This is a genomic window from Microbacterium allomyrinae (assembly GCF_020682705.1).
GTDB classification, from domain to species: Bacteria; Actinomycetota; Actinomycetes; order Actinomycetales; family Microbacteriaceae; genus Microbacterium; species Microbacterium allomyrinae.
Map to the genome: position 1 here is coordinate 396043 of NZ_JAGTTN010000002.1, position 17507 is coordinate 413549.

Annotated in this window: 15 protein-coding genes; 7 read left to right on the top strand and 8 right to left on the bottom strand. The window is 67.8% G+C overall.

Annotation, left to right across the window (positions count from 1 at the left end; translation table 11 throughout):
• Nucleotides 1-23: 23 nt before the first annotated feature.
• A complete protein-coding gene (locus tag KEC57_RS08215) occupies nucleotides 24-2108 on the bottom strand; it encodes a DNA gyrase/topoisomerase IV subunit B (protein ID WP_229384416.1) in 2085 nt (694 codons plus the stop codon).
• Between the two features lie 166 nt (nucleotides 2109-2274).
• On the opposite strand from KEC57_RS08215, the gene KEC57_RS08220 reads away from it, so the two are divergent.
• Complete coding sequence (locus KEC57_RS08220; RefSeq protein ID WP_229384079.1) at nucleotides 2275-2499, top strand: DUF7455 domain-containing protein; 225 nt, start codon at nucleotides 2275-2277, stop codon at nucleotides 2497-2499.
• A 7-nt stretch (nucleotides 2500-2506) separates the two neighbouring features.
• On the opposite strand, the gene KEC57_RS08225 is transcribed toward KEC57_RS08220, so the two are convergent.
• Together KEC57_RS08225 and KEC57_RS08230 are read right to left on the bottom strand one after the other, a co-directional pair.
• Entirely contained in the window at nucleotides 2507-3553 is a 1047-nt protein-coding gene (locus KEC57_RS08225) for an alanine racemase (RefSeq protein WP_229384080.1), read from the bottom strand.
• The gene (locus KEC57_RS08230; protein ID WP_229384081.1) at nucleotides 3550-4245 is read right to left on the bottom strand and encodes an alanine racemase C-terminal domain-containing protein; all 696 of its coding nucleotides are present in this window, start codon (nucleotides 4243-4245) and stop codon (nucleotides 3550-3552) included. Before KEC57_RS08230 ends, KEC57_RS08225 begins: the two co-directional genes overlap by 4 nt.
• Before the next feature lie 66 nt (nucleotides 4246-4311).
• On the opposite strand from KEC57_RS08230, the gene KEC57_RS08235 reads away from it, so the two are divergent.
• Entirely contained in the window at nucleotides 4312-5334 is a 1023-nt protein-coding gene (locus KEC57_RS08235) for a sugar-transfer associated ATP-grasp domain-containing protein (protein ID WP_229384082.1), read from the top strand.
• Nucleotides 5335-5382: 48 nt separating this feature from the next.
• Here KEC57_RS08235 and KEC57_RS08240 read toward each other — a convergent pair whose 3' ends face one another.
• The 3 genes from KEC57_RS08240 to KEC57_RS08250 all read right to left on the bottom strand — a co-directional run bounded on the left by KEC57_RS08240 (nucleotide 5383) and on the right by KEC57_RS08250 (nucleotide 8593).
• Nucleotides 5383-6078 (bottom strand): coenzyme F420-0:L-glutamate ligase, encoded by a 696-nt coding sequence (locus KEC57_RS08240; protein WP_229384083.1) that lies wholly within the window; start codon nucleotides 6076-6078, stop codon nucleotides 5383-5385.
• Nucleotides 6075-7445, bottom strand: a complete 1371-nt coding sequence (locus KEC57_RS08245; RefSeq protein ID WP_229384084.1) for an RNA polymerase sigma factor — start codon at nucleotides 7443-7445, stop codon at nucleotides 6075-6077. The genes KEC57_RS08240 and KEC57_RS08245 overlap by 4 nt, the downstream gene beginning before the upstream one ends.
• A gap of 227 nt (nucleotides 7446-7672) precedes the next feature.
• A complete protein-coding gene (locus KEC57_RS08250; RefSeq protein WP_229384085.1) occupies nucleotides 7673-8593 on the bottom strand; it encodes a PAC2 family protein in 921 nt (306 codons plus the stop codon).
• Nucleotides 8594-8677: 84 nt separating this feature from the next.
• On the opposite strand from KEC57_RS08250, the gene KEC57_RS08255 reads away from it, so the two are divergent.
• The 3 genes from KEC57_RS08255 (at nucleotide 8678) to sucB (ending at nucleotide 13307) form a co-directional block, all read left to right on the top strand.
• Nucleotides 8678-10156 (top strand): leucyl aminopeptidase, encoded by a 1479-nt coding sequence (locus tag KEC57_RS08255; RefSeq protein WP_229384086.1) that lies wholly within the window; start codon nucleotides 8678-8680, stop codon nucleotides 10154-10156.
• Nucleotides 10153-11526: a dihydrolipoyl dehydrogenase gene (gene lpdA, locus KEC57_RS08260; RefSeq protein ID WP_229384087.1), complete on the top strand. Its 1374-nt coding sequence runs from the start codon at nucleotides 10153-10155 to the stop codon at nucleotides 11524-11526. Before KEC57_RS08255 ends, lpdA begins: the two co-directional genes overlap by 4 nt.
• 62 nt (nucleotides 11527-11588) lie before the next feature.
• Complete coding sequence (gene sucB / locus KEC57_RS08265; RefSeq protein ID WP_229384088.1) at nucleotides 11589-13307, top strand: 2-oxoglutarate dehydrogenase, E2 component, dihydrolipoamide succinyltransferase; 1719 nt, start codon at nucleotides 11589-11591, stop codon at nucleotides 13305-13307.
• 19 nt (nucleotides 13308-13326) lie between these two features.
• On the opposite strand, the gene KEC57_RS08270 is transcribed toward sucB, so the two are convergent.
• Nucleotides 13327-14643, bottom strand: a complete 1317-nt coding sequence (locus KEC57_RS08270; RefSeq protein ID WP_229384089.1) for a hypothetical protein — start codon at nucleotides 14641-14643, stop codon at nucleotides 13327-13329.
• Nucleotides 14644-14768: 125 nt separating this feature from the next.
• On the opposite strand from KEC57_RS08270, the gene KEC57_RS08275 reads away from it, so the two are divergent.
• Complete coding sequence (locus tag KEC57_RS08275) at nucleotides 14769-15479, top strand: DUF4191 domain-containing protein (protein WP_229384090.1); 711 nt, start codon at nucleotides 14769-14771, stop codon at nucleotides 15477-15479.
• 45 nt (nucleotides 15480-15524) lie between these two features.
• Here KEC57_RS08275 and KEC57_RS08280 read toward each other — a convergent pair whose 3' ends face one another.
• On the bottom strand, nucleotides 15525-15917 hold the full coding sequence (locus tag KEC57_RS08280; RefSeq protein ID WP_229384091.1) for an RDD family protein: 393 nt from the start codon (nucleotides 15915-15917) through the stop codon (nucleotides 15525-15527).
• 135 nt (nucleotides 15918-16052) lie between these two features.
• Here KEC57_RS08280 and glnA point away from each other — a divergent pair, with 135 nt between their 5' ends.
• Nucleotides 16053-17477 carry a type I glutamate--ammonia ligase gene (gene glnA, locus KEC57_RS08285; RefSeq protein WP_229384092.1) on the top strand — a complete coding sequence of 475 codons (1425 nt, stop codon included), beginning with the start codon at nucleotides 16053-16055 and terminating at the stop codon, nucleotides 17475-17477.
• Nucleotides 17478-17507: the final 30 nt, after the last annotated feature.

Consider the following 17507-nt stretch of genomic DNA (forward strand, 5'->3'; position numbering starts at 1 on the left):
CGCTGACGTGCCGGAACGCCGACTCAGGCGTCGATGCGTTCGCGCACCAGGCGGTCGCTGGAGTCGATGATGAACTCCTTGCGTGGTGCGACGTCATTGCCCATGAGCAGTTCGAACACGGATGCTGCGGATTCGGCATCCTGCATTCGCACGCGACGCAGGGTGCGACCGGCGCGATCCATCGTCGTTGTGGCGAGCTGATCCGCGTCCATCTCGCCCAGCCCCTTGTAGCGCTGCACGGGCTCCTGCCACCGCTTGCCCGACTTCGTGAGCTTCGTCAGCAGGGCATGGAGCTCCTGCTCGGAATACGTGTAGATGGTCTCGTTCGGCTTGGTGCCCGGATTCATGACGACGACGCGGTGCAGCGGCGGCACAGCGGCGTAGACGCGGCCTTCGTCGATGAGCGGGCGCATGTACCGGAAGAACAGTGTGAGGAGCAGTGTGCGGATGTGGGCACCGTCGACGTCGGCGTCGCTCATCAGGATGATCTTGCCGTAGCGAGCGACATCGAGATCGAATGATCGGCCGGATCCCGCGCCGATCACCTGGATGATCGCGGCGCATTCGGCGTTGGAGAGCATGTCGCTGACCGAGGCCTTCTGCACGTTGAGGATCTTGCCCCGGATGGGAAGCAGCGCCTGATACTCGCTGTTGCGGGCGAGCTTGGCCGTGCCGAGGGCCGAGTCTCCCTCGACGATGAACAGCTCCGAATCGGCAACGTCGTTCGAACGGCAGTCCGCCAGCTTCGAGGGCAGCGACGACGATTCGAGTGCGTTCTTGCGTCGCTGAGTCTCTTTGTGCGTGCGTGCCGAGATGCGCGCCTTCATCTCGGAGACGATCTTGTCCAGCAGCAGTGCCGACTGGGCCTTGTCGTCGCGTTTGGCCGATGTGAAGCGAGCGGTCAGCTCGCGGGTGACGACATTCGCGACGATCTGGCGAACGGCCGGGGTGCCCAGGACCTCTTTCGTCTGGCCTTCGAACTGAGGTTCGGGAAGTCGAACGGTGAGAACGGCGGTGAGGCCGGCGAGGATGTCGTCCTTCTCGAGTTTGTCGTTTCCGACCTTGAGACGGCGGGCGTTCTGCTCGACCTGTGTGCGAAGCACCTTCATGAGGCCGAGCTCGAATCCGGCCTGGTGCGTGCCGCCCTTGGGCGTCGCGATGATGTTGACGAAAGAGCGGCTGCTCGTCTCGTAGCCCGTTCCCCAGCGTACGGCGATGTCGACCTCGCACACGCGCTCGAGTTCGGTCGGCACCATCGTCCCGGAGGCCTGCAGCACCGGAACGGTCTCGGTGAACGTACCCGAGCCGGTGAGGCGCCAGGTCTCGGTGATCGGCGCGTCGGGGGCGAGGAAGTCGGCGAACTCCGAGATTCCGCCGTCGAAGCGGTAGCTCGTCTCGATCGCCTCGGCGCCGCTCTCGCTCGCACGCTCGTCACGGATGACGATCTCGAGTCCCGGGACCAGGAACGCGGTCTGACGGGCGCGCTGCTCGAGGTCCTGCAGGTTGAAGGCGGCATCCTTCGTGAAGATCTGCGGATCCGCCCAGTAGCGGATGCGCGTGCCGGTGACGCCCTTCGCCGCCCGGCCCGCCACGCGAAGCTCCGAACTCTTCTCGAAGGGTGTGAATGCGGATTCGGGGCTGCCGTTGGAGAAGATGCCCGGCTCGCCGCGGTGGAACGACATCGCCCAGGTCTTGCCGCCGCGGTCGACCTCGACGTCGAGGCGCGCGGACAGCGCGTTCACGACCGAGGCGCCCACGCCGTGGAGGCCTCCCGATGCGGCGTACGACCCGCCGCCGAACTTTCCGCCGGCGTGGAGCTTGGTGAAGACCACCTCGACCCCGGTGAGACCCGTCCGCGGTTCGATGTCGACCGGGATGCCGCGTGCCCGGTCACGCACTTCGACGCTCCCGTCGGCGTGCAGCACGATCTCGATGCGCGTGCCGTGGCCGGCGAGAGCCTCGTCGACGGAGTTGTCGATGATTTCCCACAGGCAGTGCATGAGGCCGCGCGAGTCAGTCGAGCCGATGTACATGCCGGGGCGCTTGCGGACCGCTTCAAGCCCTTCGAGCACCTGCAGATGATGGGCGGAGTACTCGGAGGTCACAATCTCCTATGGTAATCGGGGCTCCGACAGCACCCGTGCAGACACGCTTCAGGGGTGTTCCGCGTACGCGCTCAGCGAAATGTCACTGGTTCGCGGCATTCTTGAAACATCGCCGTGGTTGTATTTCATCACCGGCACGAGAGTTCTAGATGTACGAGGAGGCACCGAGATGAACACGCTATCGACACCGACTGAGGCCGCTGCCGTCCTCGAGCACCGACTCACCGCTGCGGACCGCTGCGATTCCTGCGGCGCTCAGGCGTACATCGCCGCGGAGGTCAACGGCAGCGAATTGCTGTTCTGCGCCCACCACGGTCGTAAATACGAAGAGAAGCTCCGCTCGATCGCGACGTCCTGGCACGACGAGACCGCCCGGCTGGCAGAGTCGGTCTGACCTTCGGTCAGCCGCCCACGTACTCGCGCGGCACGAGCGGAGATACGCGCACCGCGATCTCCTCCCCGATCGTTCCGATGATCTCGGCGAGGTCGGTCGCGCTGCTCTCCCCGCGGTCGCCTGCGCCGTAGACGGTGACGACGTCGCCCACTGCAGCGCCCGGCCACGTCTCCACTCGCGACGCAGTGTCGACGCTCATGAGCCGCCGTGCACCGTCGGGTGTGCCCACCTCGGCCAGGCCGGCGAGTGATGACGGCACTCCGTCTAGAGCGCCGATGCCGATGGTGACGGCGTCGTCCTCGACGGACACCACGTCGGCATTCAAAGAGGCGGCGGGCACCAGGCCGAGATCCGTGGCAGAAGGCCCGCCGGCGGAACGGATGCCGTAGCAGAACGCTCCGACCCGGACCATGTCATAGCGGAACTCGGGTCTGGCGAACGCAGCCGCACTGGCGGCGAGGTGACGCATCGACGGGCGGAGTCCTACCCGCCGCGCATGCGCGATCGCCCAGTCGAAAATCGTGCGCGCGTCGTCGTCGTCCGCATCGGACGCTTCAGCGATGTGACTCCACACGCCTACGACATCGATCGTGCCGTCCGCCTCGAGCTCGGCTGCGCGCGTGACGAATCCCGGCCAGTTCTCCGGACGCACACCGTTGCGATGCAGTCCCGTATCGATCTTGAGATGTACCCGTGCCGGCGTGCTGGCGCTGCGCGCGGCATCCGCCAGATCTTCGAGCAGGGCACTGTCGCCGATGCCGAGGTCGAGCTCGTCTGCGATCGCGACCTCGAGATCTTCCCGCGAAGCGGCGATCCACGCGAAGATCCTCGCGCGCGAGCCCAGCTCCGCTCGCACGGCACTCCCGGTGCGCACGTCGAATGCGCCGAACCACTCGACGCCGGCAGCTGCGGCGGTGCGCACGATCGGGCCCAGTCCGTGTCCGTAGGCATCGTCCTTGACGACCAGCATGAGGCCTGCCGGGGCGACCGTCGCCCGAATACGCGCGATATTGCCGCGGATAGCGTCGAGATCGACCCGCAGGTGAGTGCTCACGCTGAGGCCTCGCGGATCGCTCGAAGTCCGACCGTGGTGATCAGCTCCGCCGCGTCCAGACCGCTCGCGCGCGTCCATTCCACGAGGGAGGGCTCACCCTGAGCCGGGTCACCGAGGAACAGTGCCTCGTCGCCCCGTGCCGTCTGGGCGTTCGCGATCTCGACGACGCAGACATCCATCGCCACGCGCCCGACGATCGGATGCCGCTCTCCTGCGAGCCACACGTCCACGGCGCCGCCGAGCGCGCGAACGACGCCCTGCGCATAGCCGCCCGTCACGAGCGCCACGCGGGTGTCGTGCGGGGCCCGATAGGCATAGCCGTAGGAGACTCCCTCGCCGGCGCGCAGGTCCTTGACCGAGAGCACCGTGCCGGTGAGCCGCAGGGCCGGCGTCGCGGCCGGATCCCCCCCGGGGAGGCCATAGAGCGAGTGGCCGTGGAGAGCCGGCGCATGCGCCGTATCGGGGTGCATCGACGGGGTGATTGCGTGGCGTTCCAGGACCTGCCGCACCAGCTCGACGCCGTGACCCCAGGCATCCGCCATCAGGATCGACGCGTCGAAGCACCGTATGCCGCTCGCTGAGGCCAGTCGGGCGTTCGCGGCCAGCACACCGTGCGACACACGGGCGACGGGGCCGCTGCGAGGGCTGGATCCGGGCACCGACACATCGTGCCCAGGGATCGCGCGGCTCATCACACGAGCCTACCGGGAGGCGCGCCTAGACTATCGGGGTCCCCCGAACCCGACCCCGGAGCACGCATGCCTTCTCAGGGCCTCGCCCTTTCGAACCGCCTTCGCTACCTCGCCGCACGCGCTCGGCGCATCGACGTGGGCTCGGTGATCGAACGCGCCAGGGAGACCTCGCGCGATCACGGCAAGTGGACCCCCGCGGTGCTCGCCGACATGCTGTGGTCGGCGGGTTTCCGCCAGGTGGGGTTCCAGGACTACGTCGACTACGACTTCGCGATCCTGAACCGCGCCGAGCGCGACACGTACATGACCCATCCCGTGTCCAACGAGTTGTCGCAGAAGTTCGACCACCCCGACTATCGTCTGCTGTTCCAGGACAAGGTCGAGTTCGATCGGGTCTTCAGTGACTTCCTCCGCCGCGACTGGATGGTCGTCGAACGCGGCAACGCCGAGGCGGTCAAGACCTTCACCCTCGCGCACGGCACGATCGTCACGAAGGAGCCGGTCGGCCAGGCAGGTACGGGAGTTCACCGCTATCACGCCGCCGACATCCAGGATTGGAACGACTTCCATGCCGGCCTGCTGCAGCGCGGCGAGCTGCTGATCGAAGAGGTCATCCGCCAGCATGCCGACCTTGCAGCCGTCTGCCCGGGCACGGTGAACACGACACGCGTGACCGCGTTCTTCGACGGTGAGAAGACGCACATCCTCGCGATCGCGCAGAAGTTCGGCCGCGGCGCCGTGAGCGACCAGATGACGTTCGGCGGCTTCTACACGATGCTCGACGACGGCGGTCGCGCCGTCGGGCCCGGCTACGACTCACACGGGCACGTGCACCGCCAGCACCCTGACAGCGGAGCGGTCATCGCCGAGTTCCAGCTGCCCATGATCGACGAGGTGAAGACGTTCGTAGATCAGGTGGCGCGCGTCGTGCCGCAGGTGCAGTACGTCGGCTGGGACATCGTCGTGACGCCCGATGGGCCCGTACTCGTCGAAGGCAACTGGGGAGCCGGGGTCTACGAGAACAAGCCCAGCGTCACCGGGATCCGTACCGGCCACAAGCCGCGCTACCGCGCAGCGATCGGGTTCTGACACGAAGAAGGCGCGGCCCCGAGGGGCCGCGCCTTCTTCGTGAACTCGTCAGATGGCGCGAACGATCCCGAGCGGGGTGGATTGGTGTCCCTGCCCGAGAGGGTTGTCCTTGAGGATCGCGACCAGGCGCTTCTCCCCCGCGCTGTCGAGCGTCGATCCGAGAATGTTGCCGCCGAGGTCGTTGATGTCGACCACCGCGACCTCCGGCACGCCGCCGAGCAGTGTCTTCAGGTGCTTCGCGACCTCGCGCGGACGGTCCGGCCCGAGAACCACGGCCTTGTTGTACGGCGGGATGGTCCCACTCGTCGGCCCGTCGATGGCTCGTGCCTTGTCGCCCGCGATGCGATAGAAGTCGCCCTTGCGACCGAACGCCTTGGTCACCGCTGCCACCGCGGACGCGAGCAGGATGCGCGGCGTGCCGCACTCCCGCAGCGCCATCTCCATCGTCTCGGGCATGCCGAGACCGATTCCGTAGGGTGTCCGCGTCACGTACTTCGACAGGAACAGCGCGAGCTTTCGCGGCGTGATGTCCTCGACGAGGTAGGACCGACCCTGGGTGATCGCGACGATCTTCTCGGTGACGAACAGCAGGTCGCCCTCACGCACGAGATCTGCGGCGTACTCCCGCACGAAGGCATCGAGATCGTCGCCCGGCATCACGACCCGCGTGCGGATCGGGATGCGGGCGAACGAGGAGCCTTCGATCTGAACAGTGAGCGCCTTGCCGGCGTTCGCTTCGCTCACTCGAGGTAGTCCCGCAGCGACTGCGAACGCGACGGATGCCGCAGCTTCGCCATCGTCTTGGACTCGATCTGGCGGATGCGTTCGCGGGTGACCCCGAACGTGTCGCCGATCTGGTCGAGTGTCTTGGGCTGACCGTCGCCGAGACCGAAGCGCATCCGGATCACGCCGGCCTCGCGCTCCGAGAGCGAGTCGAGGAGAGACTCGAGCTGGCGTTGCAGCATCGTGAACCCGACCGCGTCGGCAGGGACCACGGCCTCGGTGTCCTCGATCAGGTCGCCGAACTCGCTGTCGCCGTCCTCGCCGAGCGGGGTGTGCAGCGAGATCGGCTCACGGCCGTACTTCTGCACCTCGATGACCTTCTCGGGGGTCATATCGAGTTCGCGGCTGAGCTCTTCGGGCGTGGGCTCACGTCCCAGATCCTGCAGCATCTGACGCTGCACGCGCGCCAGCTTGTTGATGACCTCGACCATGTGGACCGGGATGCGGATCGTGCGCGCCTGGTCGGCCATGGCGCGCGTGATGGCCTGACGGATCCACCACGTCGCGTACGTCGAGAACTTGAAGCCCTTGGTGTAGTCGAACTTCTCCACCGCGCGGATCAGACCGAGGTTGCCCTCCTGGATCAGGTCCAGGAACTGCATGCCACGCCCGGTGTAGCGCTTGGCGAGTGAGACGACCAGTCGCAGGTTCGCGCCCAGCAGGTGGCTCTTGGCGCGCTGCCCGTCGCGGGCGACCCATTGCAGGTCGAGTCCCGTCTGCGACGTCTTCTCGGCCGCAGACATGTGCGAGAGCTTCTCTTCGGCGAACAGACCCGCCTCGATGCGCATCGCCAGCTCGACCTCTTCGGCCGCGTTCAGGAGCGGCACCTTGCCGATCTGCTTCAGGTAGTCCTTGACAGGATCGGCGGTCGCGCCGGTGATCTGCGTCGAATAGACCGGCACATCCTCGTCGTCCGAGGAGGAGATGACGATCGCGCCGGTCGGGAGCGGCTCGGTGAACGCGGGCTTCGTGTTCTCCTCGTCCTCCTCGTCCTCGGCGTCGTCCGAGGCGGCAGCGTCGTCCCCTTCGGTCTTCGCGCCCCGCTTCGCCGCGGGCTTCGCGGTGTCGTCGGTCGAATCGTCGTCGGCGTCGTCCACGAGTTCGACGTCGTCGTCGAGCTCCTCGGCGCCGTCCTCGAACTCGTCGTCCGCCTTCGCGCCGCGCTTCGCCGCCGTCTTGGGCGCGGCCTTGCCCTTGGGGGCTGCCTTCGCCTTCGGGGCCGCCTTCGTCTTGGCTGCCGTCTTCGCGTCGGCCTCGGCGACGATCGTCTCGTCCGCCTCGGTGTCCTTCGCGGCCGCACGGGCCTTGGTGTTCGTGCCTGGAGTCACGTTTCGCCTTTCACCGGTCGGCATGCGCCCATGCCTCCGGTCGATTACGGACACTAGTAAGACCCTTGTCAAGTCCCCGCTTCGCTGAAAAGTCTCATGAAGCTGGTTGACAATGGGTCAGGGCATCCAGTATCTCATACTTGCCGTGCGTCGCCAGTATCGCCCCACCAGCATGCCCGCACGGACCTCTGAAAGGTTCAACGCGTCGGGTTCCCGGTGAATTCCGCTCAGGAGCCGCGTTTGTCGTCCTCAGCCGGCCGAGTTGCGAGGAACCGCTCCAACTCGGCGGCGAGTTCGTCGGCGCTGGGCAGATCACCAGTGTGGATCATCGGCGTCGCGAGCGTGGATCCGGCCATATAGGCGTCGTATCGCTCTTCAAGACCCTGCACCATGCGGGCGAGCTCGTCGCTGCCCTCGATCTGATCGGTGACCTTCGCCAGGTAGTCGCGGTTCTCGTCGCGCAGTTCGTCTCCCGCGAACACCAGGCCGGTGGCGACGGTGAGGCTGTCCAGCGCCGCGAGGGCTGCGGCGGGGAACTCGGTGTCGCCGAGATAGTGCGGGATCAGCAGGACGAATCCCGCGATGCGCGCGCCCACCGCGGCGAGCCGGTACTCCAACAGATGTCCCGCGGTCGCCGGCACCTGGGTGTGGGGCTGCCAGACGGAGTGGGCCTCGGTCAGCTCGGTGCGGGTGCCGCTCACCGTGGTGCCGATCGGGCGCGTGTGCGGCACCGGCATGGGGATGGCATGGACCCATGTGACGGTCGACACGCCGTAATGCTCGGTGAACTCGACGACGGACTCGGCGAAGGCATCCCATCCGAAGTCGGGCTCGTACCCGGCGAGCAGCAGGAACGGCTGTCCGAGCGCATCGTGAGCGAACGAGAGCTCGAGCCGGGCCGGGCGGTAGTCCGTCAGATGATCCTTCTCGAACGAGATCGTCGGCCGGCGCGCACGGTAGTCGAGCAGTGAATCGTTCGAGAACACCACGAGGGGTGTCGGCGCCAGATCGTCGCGGAAGTAGTCGATCACGCGGCTCACGGCGCTGCCCGCATCGGTGAACCCCGTGAGGGCGATGACCAGAGGCAGCCCACGGGGCACCGGCGGCGCGGATGCCGAACGCTCGTACAGCGGACCGGGGAAGGGCATGCCTCCATGCTACGAGCCAGGCGGCAGCGTCGGGTCGCAGTGGTCGTGCTCAGAGCGAACAGTCGAATCCCTAGGATGGAGCGCATGTCGTTTCCCGACCTCGAGTACAGCACTGCACCGATCCGAGAGTCCGAAGCAGACGCGCTTCTGTTGGCGCTGCCGCCGCTCGACGCCGAGGGGTCGCCCGACCTGGACGACTGGCCGGGCCTGCGCGACGCGCTGCTCGCTGTGGGTTTCGCAGGGAGCCCGGGCGGCGTGGTCCGCGTCTACGCCCCCGAGGTCACCACACGTCCGCTCGCCGTCATCGGCACGGGCGCCCAGCCGGATGCCGCGACCCTGCGCGACGCCATGGGCGCGGCGATCCGCACCCTCACCGGCTTCGCGACGATCGCTGCGGCCGCGCCGTTCGCCGATCCCGCGCTCTGGTCCGCTGCTGCCGAGGGCGCCGCGCTCGGCGGCTATCGGTTCGACGGATACAAGACGGATGCGCCCAAGCCTCGTGCGTCGCGCGTCGTCGTGCACGGTTCCGCCGAGCCCGACGTCGATGCGCTGCGGCTGGTGAACGAGACCGCCGCGGCGGTGGCACTGGTGAAGGATCTGGTCACCACTCCCGCCGAGTGGCTCGGGCCATCCGACTTCGCGGAGCGTGCGAGCGAATCCGTCGCGAGTCTTCCCGTCACGGTGGAGGTCCTCGACGAGGTCGCCCTCCGCGAGCAGGGATACGGCGGAATCCTGGGTGTCGGACAGGGATCGGAGCGCCCACCCCGGCTGGTGCGCCTCGACTACGCACCCGAAGGCGCTGCGCGGCACATCGCGCTCGTCGGCAAGGGCATCACGTTCGACACGGGCGGGTTGTCGCTCAAGCCCGCGTCGTCGATGGTCGGCATGAAGTACGACATGTGCGGCGCCGCCACCGCACTCGCCGTGCTGCGGGCGGTCGGAGCCGTGGGCGCCGCCGTCAGGGTGACGGCCTGGCTCTGCATCTCCGACAACATGCCGTCGGGCGGCGCGACACGGCCCGGCGACGTCCTGCGCATGCTCGACGGGACGACCGTCGAGGTCCTGAACACGGATGCCGAGGGGCGACTCGTCCTCGCGGACGGGCTGGTGGCGGCAAGTCGTGAGCGCCCCGACCTGATCGTCGACGTCGCTACGCTGACGGGCGCCATCACGGTCGCGCTCGGCACGCGCCATGCCGGCGTCATGGGCGACGACGACGCCGTTGCCGCGTATCTCGTCGCTGCGGCAGAGTCGGGCGAGCCGGCGTGGCAGCTGCCGCTGCCGGCCCACATGGTGGATGAGCTCGACTCCCCCATCGCCGATCTGCAGAACGCGAAGATCGGCGACCCCGCAGGCGGTTCGCTCTTCGCGGCGCTCTTCCTGCAGCATTTCGTCGGCCGCACCAGCGACGACGCCGACGCCCCCCGCATCCCGTGGGTGCACCTCGACATCGCCGGCGTCGGCACGCACAAGGGCGCGCCGTACGGGTTCACTGACAAGGGTGCCACCGGCGCGACGGTGCGCAGCCTCATCCGCCTCGTCCTGACAGAGGAGTCACGATGACCGACCACACCTTCGACCTCGTCATCCTCGGCGGAGGCAGCGGCGGCTACGCCGCCGCGCTGCGCGCCGCCGAGCTCGGCAAGTCCGTCGCTCTCGTCGAGAAGGACAAGGTCGGTGGCACGTGCCTGCATCGCGGCTGCATCCCTACGAAGGCGCTGCTGCACGCGGCGGAAGTGGCCGAGACCGCGCGGGATGCCTCTGCGATCGGCATCCGCGCTACTTTCGACGGCGTCGACCCCGCCGGCGTGCGCGCGTACCGCGAGGGGATCGTCGCCAAGAAGTTCAAAGGCCTCGAAGGCCTCGTGAAGGCGCGCGGGATCACCGTGGTCGCCGGCGAGGGCCGGCTGGAGTCCGGTCCGGCGATCCGGGTCGGCGAGGATCTGTACCACGGAACGGATGTGATCCTCGCGACGGGCTCCTACAGTCGTACGCTGCCGGGCCTCGAGATCGGCGGTCGCATACTCACGAGCGAGCACGCCCTCGAACTCGATGTGGTCCCCGGCCGTGTCGTGATCCTGGGCGGCGGCGTCATCGGCGTCGAGTTCGCGAGCGTGTGGCGCTCGTTCGGCGCCGAGGTCACCATCGTCGAAGCCTTCGACCACCTCGTCCCGAACGAGGACGTCACTCTGAGCAAGGCCCTCGAGCGCGCCTTCCGCCGTCGGGGCATCCGATACTCGCTCGGCGTCCGATTCCAGAGCGCGACCCAGACGGCGGATGCCGTCACCGTGACCCTCGAGGACGGCACGACGATCGACGCCGACTATCTGCTGGTCGCCGTGGGCCGCGGCCCGTCGACCGCCGGCCTCGGATTCGAGGATGCGGGTGTCACCATCGATCGCGGATTCGTCATCACAGATGAACGACTGCGCACGTCGACGGCGCACGTGTGGGCCGTCGGCGACATCGTCCCCGGTCTTCAGCTCGCCCACCGGGGCTTCCAGCAGGGGATCTTCGTGGCCGAGGAGATCGCCGGTCTGAATCCTGTCGTCGTCCCCGACACGCAGATCCCCAAGGTGACGTACAGCCACCCCGAGGTCGCGTCTGTCGGACTCACCGAGGCTCAGGCCGTCGACGCCCACGGTGCGGACGGCGTGGTGGCGTATGAGTACAACCTCGCGGGCAACGGCAAGAGCGAGATCCTCGGCACGAGCGGGGTCATCAAAGTCGTCCGCGCGAAGGACGGACCTGTGCTGGGCGTGCACCTCGTGGGTGATCGCGTCGGCGAACTCATTACCGAGGGCCAGCTCGCCGTCGGGTGGGAGGCGCACCCCGAAGACATCGCTCCGTTCATCCACGCGCACCCGACGCAGAGCGAAGCACTGGGCGAAGCCTTCCTGGCTCTCGCAGGCAAGCCGCTGCACGCGCTCTGACGCTCGGGCTGCGCAAGCATCACTAAGCTAGATCCGATATCCATTCCGAAGGAGACATCGTCATGAGCACTTCCGTGGTCCTCCCTGCTCTCGGTGAGAGCGTCACAGAGGGAACGGTCACCCGCTGGCTCAAGAGCGTCGGCGACACCGTCCAGGTCGACGAGGGCCTGCTCGAGATCTCCACGGACAAGGTCGACACGGAGATCCCGTCGCCCGTCAGCGGTGTGATCGAAGAGATTCTGGTCGCGGAAGACGAGACTGTCGAGGTCGGCGCCATTCTCGCGAAGATCGGTGACGGCTCCGGTGCTTCGGCAGCACCCGCTCCCGAGACCGCTGAAGCCTCCCCTGCCGCTGAGGCTCCGGCCGAAGCGGCTGCACCTGAGGCTGCCCCGGCCGCCGAGCCGGCTCCGGCGGCACCCGCCGCAGCTGCACCCACCGGTGCAGGCAAGGACGTCGTCCTCCCCGAACTGGGCGAGAGCGTGACCGAGGGCACCGTGACGCGGTGGCTCAAGCAGGTCGGCGACGAAGTGGCGGTCGACGACGCGCTGCTGGAGATCTCGACCGACAAGGTCGACACCGAGATCCCGTCGCCTTTCGCCGGCGTTCTGCAGGAGATCCTGGTCCAGGAGGACGAGACGGTCGCCGTGGGCTCCACGCTCGCGCGTATCGGTGAAGCGGGCGCCGCCCCGGCTCCCGCAGCAGCCCCTGCGGCACCCGCTCCCGCCCCGGCTCCCGCTCCCGCCCCGGCACCCGCCCCGGCTCCCGCCCCGGCTCCCGCTCCCGCCTCGGCACCCGCTGCCGCCCCGACGCCCGCTCCGGCACCCGCTGCCGCTGCTCCGGCACCCGCCGCTCCCTCGCCGATCGACGAGATCGACGGCGCGTCTTATGTCACCCCGCTGGTGCGCCGTCTGGCGCAGCAGCAGGGTGTCGACCTCGCATCGGTGAAGGGAACCGGAGTGGGAGGACGCATTCGCAAGGAAGACGTCCTGAAGGCCGCCGAGGCCGCATCGGCGCCGGCCGCTGCCGCTGCCGCGCCCGCTGCGCCGGCACCGCTCGAGGTCTCGCCGCTGCGTGGCACGACCCAGCCGATGTCGCGCCTGCGCAAGGTGCTCGCCGAGCGCGCGGTCGCATCGATGCAGTCCACCGCTCAGCTCACCAGCGTGGTCGAGGTGGATGTCACCAAGCTCGCATCGTTCCGCGACAAGGTGAAGGGCGACTTCCAGGCCAAGACCGGCGACAAGCTGTCGTTCCTGCCGTTCTTCGCGCTGGCGGCGGCAGAGGCACTGCAGGCCTACCCCGTCATCAATGCGACCGTCGACGGCACCGACATCGTCTACCCGGCGAGCGAGAACCTCTCGATCGCCGTCGACACCGAGCGCGGGCTGCTCACGCCGGTGCTCCGGGACGCCGCCGCCAAGAACCTGGCTCAGATCGCTCACGAGATCGCGGACCTCGCCGCGCGCACGCGTGACAACAAGCTGAAGCCCGACGAGCTGGCCGGCGGCACGTTCACGTTGACGAACACCGGCTCGCGTGGCGCGCTGTTCGACACCCCCGTGGTGTTCCTGCCGCAGTCCGCGATCCTCGGAACCGGTGTCGTCGTGAAGCGGCCCGGCGTGGTCTCGGTCGACGGCAAGGATGCGATCTCGGTCCGCTCGTATGTCTTCCTCGCGCTGTCGTACGACCACCGTGTGATCGACGGCGCCGACGCGGCGCGGTTCCTCGGTGCGGTCAAGACCCGTCTCGAGGCGGCCGCGTTCGAAGGCCAGCTCGGCATCTGAGCCCACTCGCAGCACCGATCTATGGCTGCTGCGCGACGTCACGCACGTCGCGCAGCAGCCATCTTTCGTTCCGGCGGATGATCACGACGAGCTGAGCCGGATGCGACGCCTCGGCCGCGTCCACCCGGGCTACGGCGACGTCTCCGAAATCGTCCAGGAGTGTGACGGTGCGCTCCCCCGCGGGAAGGTCGATCGCGCCGGTACCGAGCGGCGCAGTGGGATCGGCGAGGGGTCCGGCGAGACATTCCGTGTCGCCGTTGCAGTCCGCGCGCTCATCAAGGAGCGCTGCCACCACGGCGGCCAGATCCATCGACTGCACGTCCCCGTCGCCTGCCGTTGTCTCGACCGCTGCGGAATCCGGGTCGGCGTGAGGTGCAGACGGTGAATCCCCGGAATCCGGTGAGTCGTCCGCAGCGGCCTCGACCGGCGCCGTAGGCGTCGCCGGACCGACCGTGGCGACGCCTCCCGCGGCCGGCCAGAGCGCCCCTCCCGCGAGCACTGCCGCCGCAACGACGCCGCCCACGAGCCACGGCGCTTTGCGGGAGCTCGTTCGCACGCGCATCCGCCGCCACAGCGCCGTCGTGGCGATCGACACGGTGTCGGCGAGGTCGGAGTCGACACGCCCGACCAGGCTGCTCCACAGGGACCGCGGCGGGTCGGTCTCGAAAACGGCGCCATCCCGTCCGGCGGCGCCGACGTCCAGCGCAGTGCGAGGGCTGAGAGTCAACGTGGAGAGCGGCTCCGGTGCCGCTGCGGCGAACAGCTCTTCTTCGGCGTCCGCGAGGCCCCGCGCCGTCATGCGTTCCCTCGTCACTGCGCCGATGGCGGCGTCCCACGCGCGCTCGACGCGCGCGGGCACCACGAAGCTGCGCAGCGCACTCGCGGCGGCCTCGAGGGCACGGCGGTCCGAGGCATCCGTTGCAAGCAGTGGTCGCCCGGCGTCGTCGAGCCACCACTCCCCTGTCGTCTCGGGAACGTTGATGACATCCGCGCACCCGCGAAGGATGCTCACCCCGACGGTCACGGCTTCGCCTGCGGTCAGCGGTGCACGGGAGGCGCGCCGACGGAGGAAGTCCTCGACCCGCTCCGTGCAGACCGGGAGCACGACGTCGTGCCCGTCGACGCGCCTCGCGAGATCCAGGGGCGCGAGAAGGTGGCCTGAGGAGGAGGCATCCCATCCCCGCCATCGAGCACCGAGCACTGCCGCATCGACGAGCACCCGCGCCTCACCGGAGGAGGTGCGGACCAGCGAGCCGGGCCAGGGGCCGTCTTCGGGTGCGCGGACGGCGCGCACCGTGCGGTACGGCGTGCGCAGGAGACCGTCGTCGTTCGTCACGGGTGCCAGTCTGGATCGCCCGGATGCCGTCGTCCGTGGATCCGTTGCAAGCTGTGGGAGAACAGGCTCGGCCGCCGGCTGGGGAGGAGCCGGAGAAGACCGTCCCGGAAAGGTAGGCTGGAGGTATGGCCGCCCGCAGTACCGCACCCGAGAAGCGCCCCGGCTTCTTCTCGCAGCTTCGCACCCTCTACACCTTCACGCAGAAGGCGTTCCCCTGGCTGCCGTACCTTCTGGTCGGCATCCTGATCCTCGGCATAGCTGCCGGCGTAGGCGTCGGATTCGCGCTGCCCCCCGTCGCGATCTGGAGCATCATCCTGTGGGGCGTCACCGGCCTTATGCTCGGCATCCTCGCCTCGCTCATGACCATGACGCGCCTCTCTACGCGCGCCATGTACCAGCGGATCGACGGGATGCCGGGGGCCGCCGGGCACGTGCTCTCCACGTCACTCGGCCGCAAGTGGGTAGCCAGCGAGATGCCCGTGGGAATCAACCCCAAGACGCAGGAAGCCGTCTACCGCGCCGTCGGTCGTGGCGGCGTCGTGATCATCGGCGAAGGTGCCCGGGGTCGTCTCACACGTCTCGTGAACGACGAGCGCTCCAAGGTCCAGCGCGTCGCGTCGGGCGTGCCCGTCACTGTCCTTTACGTCGGGCACGGCGACGACGAGGTCACCATCGCGAAGCTGTCGTCGACGATCAAGGGGCTTCCCACGAAGATCGATCGCTCGACGATGGCCGCGGTCATCAAGCGCATCGACTCGGTGTCGCAGACGCTCACGTCGCTGCCGATCCCCAAGGGCATCGACCCGACGAAGGCGCGCGCGCCGCGTCCTCGCTGAACGGGCGCGTGTCCGTCTCGCGGCCGACGGGCGCAGCCTGCGTCGCTACGACCGGATGAGGACGGTGCCCACGACCTTGTCGTGCAGCCCGCGCTGATCGGCGTCCCAGATGACGGCGGGGATCACGACGATCAGCAATGCGGTGCGCACGATCGGACGCCAGAGCCCGACCCAGCTTCCGTCGAGCCGCGCGAGGCGCATACCGAAGAGGCGATGCCCGGGACTCCCTTGCAGCGTCGGCAGGAACGCGATCTGGATCACGGCGAAGATGGCGAGGATCGCGAGCGGATCCCAGCCGAAGAACCCCGAGATCAGGTACGCCGCCCCGTAATCGATGAACAGGGCGCCGACGCGCCTGCCGATACGGCCGATCGAGCCTGCACCCTCGCGGGGCAGACCGAGGCGTTCTCCGGGATACGTCTCTGCGCTCTGGGTCACCTCACCAGCGTATCCAGCGGGCCGTAACATGCCGGAAACATAGGTGACACTACCGGGCAATGCCCTACGGGTAACTTGCCAGAGAAGTCCGCGCCTCGCGCGGACGGTCCCGAGTGCCCTACTTCTGGAGTCTTCATGTTCAAAGATTCATCCGAGGTGCTGAAGTTCATCAAGGACGAGGACGTGAAGTTCCTCGACATCCGGTTCACGGATCTTCCCGGTGTACAGCAGCACTTCAACATCCCCGCTTCGACCGTCGATGAAGAGTTCTTCACCGTCGGCCAGCTTTTCGATGGCTCCTCGATCCGCGGCTTCGCGAACATCCACGAGTCCGACATGCAGCTGATCCCTGACGTGTCGACTGCATACATCGACCAGTTCCGCGAAGCGAAGACTCTCATCATGATCTTCGACATCTACAACCCGCGCACGGGTGAGATCTACCACAAGGACCCGCGCCAGGTCGCCAAGAAGGCGGAGAAGTACCTCGCCTCGACCGGCATCGCCGACACCGCCTTCTTCGCCCCCGAGGCGGAGTTCTACATCTTCGACGACGTCCGCTACGAAGTGAAGCAGAACTCGAGCTTCTACTCCGTCGACTCCGAAGAGGGCGCCTGGAACACCGGTCGGGTCGAAGAGGGTGGAAACCTCGGAAACAAGACGCCCTACAAGGGCGGCTACTTCCCCGTCAGCCCGGTCGACAAGACGGCCGACCTCCGCGACGACATCACCCTCAAGCTCATCGAAGCCGGCTTCACGCTCGAGCGCTCGCACCACGAGGTGGGCACGGGCGGTCAGCAGGAGATCAACTACCGCTTCGACACGATGGTGCACGCGGCCGACGACATCCTGAAGTTCAAGTACATCGTCAAGAACACCTCCGAGCAGTGGGGCAAGACGGCGACGTTCATGCCCAAGCCGCTCTTCGGCGACAACGGCTCGGGCATGCACGTGCACCAGTCGCTGTGGAGCGAGGGAAAGCCGCTCTTCTACGACGAGACGGGCTACGGCGGGCTCTCCGACGTCGCACGCTGGTACATCGGCGGTCTGCTCGCGCACGCTCCCGCCGTGCTCGCGTTCACCAACCCGACGGTGAACAGCTACAAGCGTCTGGTCAAGGGCTACGAGGCTCCGGTCAACCTGGTCTACTCGGCCGGTAACCGCTCTGCCGCCATCCGCATCCCGATCACGGGATCGAACCCCAAGGCGAAGCGCATCGAGTTCCGCGCGCCGGATGCGTCGGGTAACCCGTACCTCGCGTTCGCTGCACAGCTCATGGCCGGCCTCGACGGCATCAAGAACCGCATCGAGCCGCACGAGCCGGTCGACAAGGACCTGTACGAGCTTCCCCCCGAGGAGGCGAAGAACATCCCCCAGGTTCCCAACTCGCTGCTGGACTCGCTGGATGCCCTTGCGGCCGACCACGACTTCCTGCTCGCAGGTGGCGTCTTTACGCCCGAGCTGATCGAGACCTGGATCGAGTACAAGATCGAGAACGAGATCAAGCCGCTCGCCGCGCGCCCGCACCCGTTCGAGTACGAGCTGTACTTCGGCGTCTAGCCTTCTGGCGCGGGATTCCGCGGGTTGAGC

Coding starts and splice junctions, on each gene's coding strand:
- KEC57_RS08220 (WP_229384079.1), top strand. CDS start 2,275: ATGAACACGCTATCGACACCGACTGAGGCCGCTGCCGTCCTCGAGCAC.
- KEC57_RS08230 (WP_229384081.1), bottom strand. CDS start 4,245: ATGAGCCGCGCGATCCCTGGGCACGATGTGTCGGTGCCCGGATCCAGC.
- KEC57_RS08235 (WP_229384082.1), top strand. CDS start 4,312: ATGCCTTCTCAGGGCCTCGCCCTTTCGAACCGCCTTCGCTACCTCGCC.
- KEC57_RS08250 (WP_229384085.1), bottom strand. CDS start 8,593: ATGCCCTTCCCCGGTCCGCTGTACGAGCGTTCGGCATCCGCGCCGCCG.
- KEC57_RS08255 (WP_229384086.1), top strand. CDS start 8,678: ATGTCGTTTCCCGACCTCGAGTACAGCACTGCACCGATCCGAGAGTCC.
- lpdA (WP_229384087.1), top strand. CDS start 10,153: ATGACCGACCACACCTTCGACCTCGTCATCCTCGGCGGAGGCAGCGGC.
- sucB (WP_229384088.1), top strand. CDS start 11,589: ATGAGCACTTCCGTGGTCCTCCCTGCTCTCGGTGAGAGCGTCACAGAG.
- KEC57_RS08275 (WP_229384090.1), top strand. CDS start 14,769: ATGGCCGCCCGCAGTACCGCACCCGAGAAGCGCCCCGGCTTCTTCTCG.
- glnA (WP_229384092.1), top strand. CDS start 16,053: ATGTTCAAAGATTCATCCGAGGTGCTGAAGTTCATCAAGGACGAGGAC.